The following is a 12,485-nucleotide window of genomic DNA, read 5'->3' as shown; positions in this document are numbered from 1 at the left end:
AACTTAAACTTAGATTCAAAAAATAAAAACAACTCAATCCTGTTTATTTACTCAACAGTTTATTCGCTTTAAAAGGAATGTTTATGACAAACAATATCGATAATAATAATGCTGATAACAGCCCTAACAAAAACAGCACTCAGCCACAAACAAGCACCCCTATTATTACCTCACTACTTGATAATGACTTGTACAAATTCACCATGTTACAAGCCATGTTACATCAGTTTCCACAAACCCATGGTGTGTATCGCTTTCGCTGTCGTAACTATAAAGAGACTACTTACCCGTTAAAAGACATTCAAACCGACTTAGAGCAACAACTTGACCATCTGTGTGAATTGCGTTTTAGTCAAGATGAGCTGGATTATCTGCGTAGTCTGCGCTTTATTGGCTCAGATTTTGTCGATTATTTGGAGCTATTCCAGCTGAAACGCCGATTTATTACAGTGAGTATTGATAGCAAAGACAGGCTATGTATCGACATCGAAGGACCAATGATACAAGCGATGTTTTTTGAAATATTTGTCTTAGCCATCGTCAATGAGCTGTATTATCAACGTCTGAGCACCCCAGCCGTGCTGGCAGAAGGCGAGCAGCGACTACAACAAAAAGTTGAACGCCTGCATGAGCTGGCAGGGCAACAACAACGCAACCACCCACCGTTTATCATTGCTGATTTTGGTACTCGGCGTCGATTTAGTAAAAGCTGGCAAGCGCATGTGGTCAAAACTTTGCACAAAGCTGAGCCCAGCATCGTGCGTGGTACATCCAACGTCTATCTTGCCAAGACTCTAAAAATGACCCCGATTGGTACGATGGCTCATGAGTTTATGCAGGCTTTCCAAGCCTTAGATGTGCGCCTACGTGATTCACAAAAAGCCGCCTTAGAGGCATGGGTACATGAATACCGAGGTGATTTGGGTATTGCGCTTACCGATGTGGTCGGTATGGATGCTTTTTTAAAAGACTTTGACTTGTATTTTGCCAAGCTCTTTGATGGGCTACGCCATGACAGTGGTGACCCATATGTCTGGGGCGAAAAAGCCATTGCCCACTACCAAAAACTCAAAATCGACCCCAAAACCAAAATTCTCACCTTTAGCGATGGACTGACCATCAACAAAGCATGGGAGCTACACCAATACTTTAAAGAGCGCATAAAAACCAGCTTTGGCATCGGCACCAATCTTACCAATGACATGGGCTTAACCCAGCTTAACATTGTGCTTAAACTGGTCGAATGTAATGGGCAGCCGGTCGCCAAACTCTCTGACAGCCCCGGTAAAACCATGATAAACAACGACACTTACTTAGCCTATTTACGCCAAGTTTTTGATATTGAAGATGAGAATTAGGGACTAGGGAATAATTGAATTTTTCTCAAAGTTATTTATGAATAGCCAATCCTGCTATCCGCTACAGTGATTAAGAGTATCTATACTTTGACCCTGCTAAATAATAAAAAGTTAAGTGATAAAAAGCCAAGTGGGAACAACCATCATGGTTTGTATAAAATCGTTTGGTTGGTTGTATTTTTTACAGTGCTGATTTGGTCAGGTATTGCTCCCAAAAGCTATTTGACATGGTTTTTGGAAGTCATACCTGCGTTGATTGGTTTGGCTGTGTTGGCGATGACTTATGCAAAGTTTCCTTTATCTAGGCTCACCTATGCTTTTATCTTACTGCATTGCTGTATATTAATGGTCGGTGGTCATTATACTTATGCCCAAGTGCCTTTGTTTGATACCTTTGCCGATTGGTTTGGTTGGAGTCGCAATCACTATGATAAAGTGGGGCATTTTATCCAAGGATTTGTGCCTGCGTGTATTGCCAGAGAGTTGTTACTTCGTTTGAATGTGGTCAAAAATGAACGCTGGCGCTGTGTGTTTGTGGTGTCCTTTTGTCTGGCGTTTAGTGCTTTTTATGAGATGATAGAGTGGTGGACAGCGTTGGTAATTGGTGAAGATGCAGAGGCATTTTTGGGTACACAAGGTTATGTGTGGGATACGCAATCTGATATGTTTATGGCGCTCATTGGCTCGATTGTATTTTTAATATTTTTTCGCAAATGGCAGGATTTAAGTATTCAAAAGACAGTGCAAGGTGAGTAAAAATGAGTTTAGCTAATAGCAAAATGACTAAGGGTCTGTTGAAGATTCAACTTCATAGGAAAAATTGAGGGCAATTTGTCTTAGTCAAGGCAATGAACGCAGGTAATATCTAGATATTAACCAGTTCATTAACGCAGAATAAGGCAAATTTAGCCAATTTTTACATGAAAGTAAAAAGTAGCTGTATCCCTTGTAGATATTAGCCTGACGGGGTGAAAGTTCAACAGACCCTAAATATACCTCTGCATTATTTATTAAAAAACAGTTTGTTAAAAACTTCCTATTAAAATTAAAAAAGATAGGGATAATCATATTGGTTAATAGGATAAATTTGCTCATCAGGCAATAGGAGCTTTGCCCTCTCAATTTCGCCCTTATCCACCAACGCTTTGATATGCTGACATTCGCTCGTGATATTGGTGATATTAACGATCCATTCATTTACATATTTTTCTACGGCTTCATTTTTGATGCCAATTTGAATAGAGCGATAATCCAGTTTATTAAGCTGGATATCACGCTCGGGGTCCCATTGAATCACGACAGGGCTATGTTCTTTTAACTTCGCAAATTCTTCTGCACTTAAATTCGGATGTTGTTTGCTCAACATGGCATGTTGCAAGCACCATAAAAATCCTTCGTGAGTTATATCTATGGCTAGAATATTATTTTGTTTCGCATCTTTATAACCCCAGCCACTACGATACATCATCCAACAAAATGAGGGTTTAATCCACGTCATACGTGTCAAAGAAAAGCTGGGTGGTGAAAAAGTGCCATTTTTCTCAATGTCTTTTACAATAGCATCACCATAAGCCTGATATACCCTGATAAATTCTGGCGTGTAAAATGCTCTGATTTGTTTTTCGGGAGGTTTAGTCAGCATAATATGCTCCATCAGTGTCTTAAGTTTTTGTAACGTATTTTAGAATGAAAATGAATTATAAATAATATCAGTCTTACTATAGTAGAAGCTTTGACAAACCGCTACACTTATCCTATCTGTTTTATCACTGGTAAATTTTATAAAATCCAAGCAAGGAAGTACTCACCATGCCACAAAAATTACCCCTCTTTACTCAGCGTTTAAACACAGAGATGCCAACTCATCAGCAACGTGAACAAATAACAAAACAAATTGCCCAGCAAAAACAAACAGGTGATTATCTTAGCTTAGATTATGACACTCGCCAACGCTCACGCTTTAAAGCCTCAACTCAAGCAGGCAGGCAAGTGGGTATTGATTTACCGCGTACCGATACCCTAAAAGATGGCTGTATTTTGACGGATACACAGGGTAATTTGCTTGAAGTTTGTGCTGCCAAGCAAACCTTGACGCAAGTGACTGCTCCTGATGATGATTTCTTTGCATTGATGAAAGCGGCTTATCATTTGGGCAATCGCCATGTGCCGTTAATGCTTACGCCCACAGCGTTATATTTTGAGCCTGACCATGTATTAAGCGATATGCTACAGCGTTTGGATGTGCAAACCAAGACGGTAGAAGCCGCGTTTGAGCCAGAAACAGGGGCATATCAACAGCATGGCGGACATAGCCACCATAATCATGACCATAGCCACGGACATAGCCACAATCATAGTCACAATCATAGCCATTCGCATGAGCACCATTCACATGCGCATCATAACAGTGGTGAACATTTCCATGCTCATAGCCTCAGTCCTAGTTCCAACCACCACCACAGTGATACAGATAACCACAGCCATGTCCATTGTGATAAGTAGTAAACTATATGAACCCAGTTAGCAAGGTTAGCGACAATATCCAACAAAATAGCCTAAGTATAAAAAGTGCTGAACCAGTGCCTTATGGCGCAGTATTGATGCTTGCCTCAAGCAATCTGCCCATTGGTAGTTATACTTACTCGCAAGGAGTAGAGGCTGCCATCGAAGCTGGGCTTGTTATTGATGAGTCAACAACATTGGCATGGTTGCAAGATTATTTGCAGTTGGCTTTGCTAGGCTTTGAGCTACCGTTATTATTGGCACATTTCTATTTATTAGAGTATGACCAGTTAGCCATTGCCGATGCGCTTGCCGAGCATTATATGGCAAGTCGTGAAAGCCATGAGTTTGCCTTAGAAGCCAGTCAATTGGCACATGCATTATCTGCATGGGTAGATGCGGTATTACAATTATCCGTTCCTGATTCGATTAGTCAGCAAGGTTTTTTGCCATTATTTGTGCATGTGTGTCAGCACAGTCAGCTAGATGCTCAAACCACTGCCATGACTTATGCTTTTGGGCAGTTAGAAAACATGGTATTGGCTGCGGTTAAAACTGTACCACTGGGGCAGATGGCAGGGCAACGTATCTTATGGCAACTACAAGCTAAATTACAGTCTGTTATCAATGAGCTAGAGTTACAAGTGGACACCATATTAGCCAAATGGCTCAATAAGCATCAACTTAATCAACCTAGTGAATTAATCAATAATTTATCTGAGTTAATAACCCAGCTTTGTCCAGCAGCAAGCTTACCCAATCTTGCTATGTTATCGTGTCAACATGAAATGCAATACAGTCGTTTATTTCGTTCATAAACACCGCTTGTTATTAGCCAAACAGCTAACATACAATGGGCAAACCGCCATTAGATAAACATAAAACCATGAAACCTAAGCATAAAAGGAAAAAAGGAAAATCCATGAGCCAACTTACTGCCAAATCTGCTAATAGCACAACCCAAACCACTGCCACATTATCACCGTTACGTCTTGGTATTGGTGGTCCTGTGGGTTCGGGTAAAACTGCGTTGACGTTACGACTGTGCCAAAATCTGCGTGAGCAATATAATATGGCGGTGGTGACCAATGACATTTATACCAAAGAGGATTCGGAGTTTTTAACCCGTCATGATGCCATGCCTGCCGAGCGTATTGTTGGCGTAGAAACAGGCGGCTGTCCACATACGGCGATTCGTGAAGATGCCTCAATTAATCTGACTGCCATTGATGAATTGCAAGCCAAATTTGCAGGGCTTGAGCTGATTATTATTGAGTCGGGTGGTGATAACTTGGCGGCGACCTTTAGCCCAGAGTTGTCTGATTTGACCTTATATGTGATTGATGTGTCGGCAGGCGATAAAATCCCACGCAAAGGCGGACCGGGTATTACCAAGTCAGATTTGTTGATTATTAATAAAACGGATTTGGCACCGATGGTGGGCGCATCGCTTGAGGTCATGGCACGAGATGCTAAAAAGATGCGCGGTGATAAACCGTTTGTATTTAGTAATATGAAAACTGGCGAGGGGCTTGAGCAGATTATTGCCTTTATTAAAGATAGAGGTATGTTGGCTTAATTTGTATTTTTTATTTGTGTTTTTTATAAATGGTGGGTTCGCTTTATAAGTGATAACCACGCCAATTTTAAGAACCTGTATTCATAATCCAAAATTAGGGGATTTTTAGACTAAAATGGCGTAATACAAGGCAAATTTTGGGGCGAATAGTCATTCTATTTAATCCAAAATTTAACGCAGTAGTATGTCTATCTTAGGCAAAAAGCGACCATTGTTGGTTGTGAATACAGGTTCTAAGCAATAAAAAACCAGCCCGAGAGCTGGTTAATTTTTTCATTGTTAGAATTGTTTATTATTATTTTTAAGTTACTTTTATTTTTATTTATTGTTGTTATTTTTCTTTCTTCACGCCAAACCATGTTATCTCTGAGGGCGTAAAGTTTAAACCAATCGCAGGTTTTAAACTGGCTGTTTTGGGGTCAATGACCACAATTTGCTTTTTGCTGGCATCTAGTACATAGACGTTATCGCTATTGGGATTGACCACCAGTGCCGGTCCACCATGTCCACCATCAGCAACACTATTTGCGATGACATCAAGGGTTTTGATGGGTTTAAAGTTTTGTGCAACGTCCAAAATGGTGACTTTACCTAAGTCATCAAGCAACAATAGATAGTTGCCACTACTGTCAAATTCATAGCTTAATACTTTGCGGCTGGCATCGCTTGTCCAAGTGATGGGGGTAAAGGCTTTGGTAGTGGGGTTGATTAAGTGTGGCTGACCACAGGCAGTACCCACCAAAAACTCATGGTGTGGACTGGTGGCAAATGAGCCGATACGAGCAGGGCTGGCAGGTCGGTTGGGACGCTGACATTGGGCATTGGCGATACTCATTGGGTTTGGTAGTTTTTCTGAGGTAAATTTATCACCTACTTTATGGACACTGACCACACCATCACCACAGGCAAAGACACTGTAATCACCTGCGCTACCGCTACCATGCAGGCTTGGGCAAGCGGTGGGTAGATCTTGATGCTTGTGATAATGGTCATGGTGCTGTTGATAGACCACGACTCTATCGGCAAGCGAGCTGCCTGTACTTTCTAGGCGAGCGGTGGTAATGACATAATCGCCTTGAGCCTCTGCTGTGCCATGCATGTTGGGGGTAAGTTTTTGATAAGGTAGTTTGCCTGCATCTATGTCGCTATCAGTGATAAGGGCAAAGCCTGCTGGCTCAACAAATTTGTCCACAGGATTGCCTTTTTCCCCTTTACCATCAAAGAATAACCCTGCTTGTTTACCATGTATTTGATAGTGATTGGGGGTGGCATAGTTAAGCTGAAGTAAGACTTTACGGACTTCGTTTGCATAGTTATGGCTGTGGTCACCGTGGTCTTCGACCCGTAAACCACTGTGATAAAAGCTCACTTTATTGTCTTCACGGTTTAATGCTAGGGCATATTTACCTTGTGGGCTGGTTTGTAGGGTGTCAATATGTCCTGTGTCATCAAGGGTTTGAATAATCTTGTTTTGCGCAAGGCTATACACATAAGCTTTGTTGTTATCGTGGTCAGCGATAAACAATCGACCTTGTGCCACTTCAGCATCGACTTTATCATCATGTTCGTGATGGTGGTCATGGTCATGATGATGTGCTTGATTGGCAGCCGCATTGGCTCGGTCATCTGATGAGCCACAAGCGGTTAATGTGCTGATGGTTAAGCCACCAAATAAGGCAAAGACAATGGCTTTGGTAAGTGGGTTTTGCTTAAGTAATTTATGCTTAAGCGGTTTATTCAATAGGTTATTTAAAACGGTGTTTAACATGATACGCTCCTTTTTGTTGGTGAACCAGTTTTTTAGTGCTAGTTTTTTAATGCCAGTTTTTAAATCTGCTGGTTATAAACAACTGTATTCCTTGCACATTGTTGAATATAAAATCTATGATTTGCCACCAATGACATCTTTTCCATAAGTCTTAGCAACAGGGTTACCATAGATAGTAATGGTTGTGTGGGTATTTGCCTGAGCCAAGCGGTCAATATCAGCCTTGCTATTATCAGTCAATTGATTGGACGCCAATTCTAAGGTTTTGAGCATTGGCACTTGTACTAAGGTTGCCAAACTATTGATTTGGTTATAATCGGCTTTGATAAGCTCTAATTTGGGCAAGTTAGCAAAGGCGGATAAATTGGTTAATTTATTGCCCGTTAAATATACCGTTGTTAACTCAGCGTTTTGGCTCAATGTTGGTAAGGTGGTGAGTTTGTTTTCCATCAAGCCAAGCTCGGTTAAATGGTTTAGGCTTGATAGGGCACTGGCATCGCTGATGCTGTTGTAGTTAAGGTTTAGCACTTTTAGTTTGGGCAAACTTTTGACAAAGTGCATGTCTTTGACATTATTGGCATCAGCGGCAACGTGAGTTAAGTTGGGATAACGACTTAAAAAGCTTAAATCAGTGGCGGGTTGCTCAGGTTTTGTTGCTGTATCGTCTGTCGCTGCATTTTCCTTTGCATGGTCAATAAAGTTATCAGATAAATTGATATTGGTAAGCTTGGGCAGTTGTGCCAAAAAGTCATAGTTACGAATACCTGTACCCGCCACACTTAAGGTTTCAAGATTAGGGAATTTACTGACAATCAATGAGGTATCAGGCACAGGGGCATAATCTAAATACAACTCTTTAACCCCAGTAAAATACTGTAAACCGTTGAGCTGTAAAGGATTGCTGTCATCATATAAGGTTAAGGTTGTCACGCCTGCCAGATATTTTTGTACGTTGGCTGGGCTGGGATTGTTATAATCAAATTCAACCGTTGATGGGGCATGTTGCAGGCTATCAAGCAATGATTGGTTATCAATGCCGGCGTCTTTAAATGCCAATGTTTTTAATTGCGCTTTGTCATAGCCCAACTGCACATCGTATAAGCCATCATCACAGCTAAGTAGCGTGCCATTGCGGTGCGATAACAATGATTGTGGGGTAGAGCAAGTGAGCGCAGTTTGCTTAAGCTGTTGATAATGCCCCTCTTTTTTCTCATATCCTAATAACTGACCTGAAATTGCCACCAATACTTGTGAGCCTGTGGGTTCAACAACAATATGGGTTTGAGTAGGCTTGCCAGCGGTTTTAATGTCAGTTAATTGATGATAGTCGATGGCTTTTGAGTGCCCCAATTCATGCTCATCAAACACCACAAATCCAGCAGCTGTATTGTTATCGCCCGCAAAGGCAATCGCTGAACTGGTGCTGTATTTTTCAAGGCTATTGCGATAGCTACTTGGCATTGGATTGGGTTTTTTGATGGTTTGCGGTGACCAATTCGGTGGTGCAATCACAGGGTCACTGTGGTCGCCATGCGATTGTAAATATAGCCCACTGTCTAAAAAGGTTAATTTGTCTTTTGCATCATTATCAGTATCGCTGACAATGACGGCATAACGATGATTGGCACTGCTGGCTAACGCAGTAATGGGATAATCAACGGTGGTACTACTAATGATATCAGCCTTTGTAAGCGGCGCATTGCCTACACGATTGGCTTTGATTACTGCCAGTTTCTGTTCACCTGCATTGGTTTTACCTGCCACAACCCAGCGTCCTTGCTCTAAGTTGTCAAACTGTGTACCAGAGTCTGGGTGGTGAGCAAGGGTTTCTTTTTTGACTGTTTCATCGACCATCGCACCGACCCATGTCACATGCTCTGGGGTAAAGTCTAAAATTGACTGCTGACCGCCGATATTGGTTGCTACCGCTTGACTATTAAAATTTTTGTCTTGCACAACTTGCAATAGCTGCCCTTGGGTGCTGTCAAAAATATAAGGCAATTTTTGATTGGGATTGGTAACAAGGCTTAAGTGGCTGTTTGTTGCTACTGTGGTTAAGGTACTGGGATTGCCATGTCCATGAAAATGGTCGCCATGACTGCCAAAGGTAGATAAGCGGTTTTTATCATCAAGCACATACACCAACAGTCCAAGACTGACCATATCTACCACATTGGCATCAGCAATCCAATCATCTAATGGTTTGATAGGATTGGTAATACTTTCATCGGTAATATTGACGGCATAATAAGGCTGTTGATTCGCCATGCCCATGATAACGGGAAGGGCTGGATTACTGGTGAGTTTAGAAAATGCTAACAGTCTATTAGGGGTGAGTGCGCGCGCAGATAAAGGATAATTGCCTTTATAAGGATAGCGTTTATTTGCACTAACTGAGCCTGCCGCATCACCATAATCATGTCCATCATGGTCATGGTTGTGTCCATCGTGTTCGTGACCATCGTGGTCATGGTCATGGTCGTGTCCGTCATGTTCGTGTCCATCGTGGTCATGGTCATGATGGTGGTCATGACTGGGAGCATACAAACTTTCTTTACGTTCATCTGCGCTACCGCCACAGCCTGTCAAGCTAACACTGGCAAGGGTTGCAGTCATGGCAAAGGCTAATGAGCGATATAAAATAGAATGGCGAAATGTCATCATAATTTCCTATAATTTTGATATGAGTAGATAGACAATTAAACAAATCACTAAAAACGATAAGTAATCCCTGCATTGACTGAACGCTCAGGCATGGGCACATGCTCTACTAAATATGAAGCGTGGTTATATGCCAGCTCATTTAAGATGTTTGATACCTTCACAAAGGCAGTGTAATCATGCACACTGGGACTGTGATAGACTAATTTGGCATCTAACATGTTATAGCTAGGGGTTTTGGTCTCAAAATCGGCAATCTTATCTTGCTCAAAGCGGTGATAACCTGATAGCACCATGTCAAACTGCCCAACTTGGGCGGTAATATCGCCACCAACTCTAGGTGCAACTAGGCGCGGCGCATATTTACGCTGTAAACTGTTGTCTTCAAGCTCAATCAATGCCAAGTCAGCAAAACCACCAACACTCAACATATTATTAAAATGGTAGCGGGCTTTGACTTCACCGCCATAATGCTTAGCGTTTGTTTGACTATAATCTACCAGTTTAAAGCCTGCTGATTCTCCAGAGGTCACCACATCTTGGGTTTTGGCATAGATATAATCATCAGTCTGGTTATAAAATCCGGTGACACTGGCATCAAAACCCGAACGGTTGTTAGAGTTAGTATTGCTTGCTGTTTGATTGGTATTACGATTGTTAAAGCGATAGGTCAGCTCTACGCCATTGGTTTTTTCAGGGTTGAGATTCAGATTACCCCGCTCCCATGTATTGGTTGCTAAATGCGCGCCATCAGCAAACAGCTCTTGAGGGGCAGGCAAGCGTTGCGTATGGCTAATGCGTGCTGATATTTGGCTATTGGGGCTAAGATATTTGCCGCCCTCAACGCTTACAGAAGTGCCTGAAAAAGACTTACTGATGTTATTTTGGGTATCTTTGATATCTTTAAACTCTTGGCGTCCACCAAATTCCACATACCACGGTGCTTGGTTTGCAGGCAAAGCAAGTTTATTATCAGCCGGTGCGGTGGTATTTTGAACAGAATGGCTGTGCCCGACGTGGTTGTTATCGCTGTTGTTATTGGCAAATTTATCTTCGTTGCTGTTATTAATATCGCTGGCATAATAAGTCGGGGCTAAACGCTCAACAAAATATATCCCCATTTGCTTACTATCAGTTTTGGGCAGATAGCCTTCTAAGCCCACTGCTGAAAACTCACTGCGATTGAGATCAACGCCAACAATTCCTTTCATAAAGCCCAAATTGCCTGTCTTAAATGTCGCATGGGTAGCATCGACTCGACCACTTAACGCTTTATTAGCAAAGGTTGTTCCTGCCACGCCCTCATCAATCTCATCATGTTTGTAATCAGTATAGCTGGCTTTGGCAGTGACCTTATCTACCCCAATCATCGGTGTTTGCTTTTCACCATAAAGCTGATAGACATTGGATTTTAAATCGACATAGGGGGGCTGACCGTGTTCATGATGGTGATGATGTCCACCTGCACAGCTTAGTTTGGTTTGGTTGTTTTTGTCAGGGCTACATTGATTATGCACATGAAAAGGTAGACCATATTCGGACGCTTGCTTTTGGTATGATGCGCCAAAATAACTGCCATCATCTAGCACATAAGACGCCCCAACACTGGCATTATCTTGGGTGTACCAACTGTTATTAATCTCTTTGGTATCCCAATGCGGTACTTGAATATTACCTTGGTCAGTCTTTTGCACACTACTGGTCAGCACAATATCACCAATACTGCCAACCAGTTCACCATAAGCCAAATAGCCATCAGTTGCCTGCTGCCCAACCACAGTTGCTTTACCATTAAAACGGGCAGGGGGTAGGCTACTGCGAATGCTGTCATCAACCACATTCACCACCCCACCAATGGCGCCGCCACCATACATCAATGCCGAAGTGCCTTTAATCACCTCCACTTGCTTTGCCCCAACCACAGGTACAGACACCTGATGGTCTGGCGAAATTTGTGACGCATCTTGTACCGTCAAGCCATTTTGTACCACAGCGACTCTTGGTGCTGTTTGCCCACGAATAATCGGACGACTTGCCCCTTGTCCAAAAGTATCTGAAGACACACCCGCTTCACCAGCAATCATATCGCCCAACGTGCTGGCGGGCTGTTGCTCAAGGTCGCTTTCGGTCAAAATACTGGTTGCCGTTGCCATCTCACCTGCCTGAGCTTGTAGTGGGCTGGCGGTGACCACGATGGTATCAACGGTGGTAGATGGAAGATACACTTCTATATTGTCGCTGGTTTGTGCCAATGCCATAGAAGGAAGAATACCCACAGTCATGGCTGTCACTGTTGTGCATGCCGTCATTGCCAAAGCCAATGGGGTAGGTCGGTGTAAATAGCCAAAAGGTAGCAAAGTCTCACTCCTAATATGTCAGTTTAATTGTGGTGCTTTGATGAACAATGAACTTTGTATAGAACAATGTCATCAAAGCAATATCTGTGTAGAATATAAATGATATAACATAACAATTTAGCAACCTGATTATAAATGCAATAATATAACATTACAACCATATTTTAGAAAATTAGGGCAAAAAAACTGATTAATAACAGTGATATATAGTCTATATTAATATGTCTGTAGGCTATTACTTAATAAAATAATAACCATAA

8 protein-coding genes and 1 pseudogene are annotated in these 12,485 nt (G+C 42.0%); 5 read left to right on the top strand and 4 right to left on the bottom strand.

Going from position 1 to position 12,485, the window contains the following annotated elements:
• Window positions 1-83 precede the first annotated feature (83 nt).
• Both pncB and FHK89_RS01970 read left to right on the top strand, forming a co-directional pair.
• A complete protein-coding gene (gene pncB, locus FHK89_RS01975; RefSeq protein ID WP_268992910.1) occupies window positions 84-1,358 on the top strand; it encodes a nicotinate phosphoribosyltransferase in 1,275 nt (424 codons plus the stop codon).
• A gap of 150 nt (window positions 1,359-1,508) precedes the next feature.
• On the top strand, window positions 1,509-2,114 hold the full coding sequence (locus FHK89_RS01970) for a DUF2238 domain-containing protein (protein ID WP_230656357.1): 606 nt from the start codon (window positions 1,509-1,511) through the stop codon (window positions 2,112-2,114).
• 289 nt (window positions 2,115-2,403) lie between these two features.
• On the opposite strand, the gene FHK89_RS01965 is transcribed toward FHK89_RS01970, so the two are convergent.
• Window positions 2,404-3,000, bottom strand: coding sequence for a DUF4291 domain-containing protein (locus FHK89_RS01965; protein WP_230656085.1), 597 nt, complete (start codon window positions 2,998-3,000; stop codon window positions 2,404-2,406).
• Window positions 3,001-3,212: 212 nt separating this feature from the next.
• Between FHK89_RS01965 and ureE the strand changes: the two are divergent.
• The 3 genes and pseudogenes from ureE to ureG all read left to right on the top strand — a co-directional run.
• Window positions 3,213-3,719: pseudogene (gene ureE, locus FHK89_RS01960) on the top strand (urease accessory protein UreE); the annotation flags it as partial.
• Between the two features lie 149 nt (window positions 3,720-3,868).
• Window positions 3,869-4,678 carry an urease accessory protein UreF gene (locus FHK89_RS01955; RefSeq protein ID WP_230656082.1) on the top strand — a complete coding sequence of 270 codons (810 nt, stop codon included), beginning with the start codon at window positions 3,869-3,871 and terminating at the stop codon, window positions 4,676-4,678.
• Window positions 4,679-4,782: 104 nt separating this feature from the next.
• On the top strand, window positions 4,783-5,439 hold the full coding sequence (gene ureG / locus FHK89_RS01950) for an urease accessory protein UreG (RefSeq protein ID WP_230656079.1): 657 nt from the start codon (window positions 4,783-4,785) through the stop codon (window positions 5,437-5,439).
• Between the two features lie 331 nt (window positions 5,440-5,770).
• Here ureG and FHK89_RS01945 read toward each other — a convergent pair whose 3' ends face one another.
• The 3 genes from FHK89_RS01945 to FHK89_RS01935 form a co-directional block, all read right to left on the bottom strand.
• The gene (locus FHK89_RS01945) at window positions 5,771-7,207 is read right to left on the bottom strand and encodes a hypothetical protein (protein ID WP_230656077.1); all 1,437 of its coding nucleotides are present in this window, start codon (window positions 7,205-7,207) and stop codon (window positions 5,771-5,773) included.
• Between the two features lie 114 nt (window positions 7,208-7,321).
• Complete coding sequence (locus FHK89_RS01940) at window positions 7,322-9,868, bottom strand: leucine-rich repeat domain-containing protein (protein WP_230656075.1); 2,547 nt, start codon at window positions 9,866-9,868, stop codon at window positions 7,322-7,324.
• A gap of 50 nt (window positions 9,869-9,918) precedes the next feature.
• Window positions 9,919-12,225, bottom strand: coding sequence for a TonB-dependent receptor (locus tag FHK89_RS01935; RefSeq protein ID WP_230656073.1), 2,307 nt, complete (start codon window positions 12,223-12,225; stop codon window positions 9,919-9,921).
• Window positions 12,226-12,485: the final 260 nt, after the last annotated feature.

It is taken from the genome of Psychrobacter sp. I-STPA10, from assembly GCF_021012795.1.
GTDB lineage: Bacteria > Pseudomonadota > Gammaproteobacteria > Pseudomonadales > Moraxellaceae > Psychrobacter.
Note: the sequence above shows the minus strand (reverse complement) of the source record. Positions and strands in the feature narration are given on the sequence as shown.

Coding starts and splice junctions, on each gene's coding strand:
- pncB (WP_268992910.1), top strand. CDS start 84: ATGACAAACAATATCGATAATAATAATGCTGATAACAGCCCTAACAAA.
- FHK89_RS01965 (WP_230656085.1), bottom strand. CDS start 3,000: ATGCTGACTAAACCTCCCGAAAAACAAATCAGAGCATTTTACACGCCA.
- FHK89_RS01955 (WP_230656082.1), top strand. CDS start 3,869: ATGAACCCAGTTAGCAAGGTTAGCGACAATATCCAACAAAATAGCCTA.
- ureG (WP_230656079.1), top strand. CDS start 4,783: ATGAGCCAACTTACTGCCAAATCTGCTAATAGCACAACCCAAACCACT.
- FHK89_RS01945 (WP_230656077.1), bottom strand. CDS start 7,207: ATGTTAAACACCGTTTTAAATAACCTATTGAATAAACCGCTTAAGCAT.
- FHK89_RS01940 (WP_230656075.1), bottom strand. CDS start 9,868: ATGACATTTCGCCATTCTATTTTATATCGCTCATTAGCCTTTGCCATG.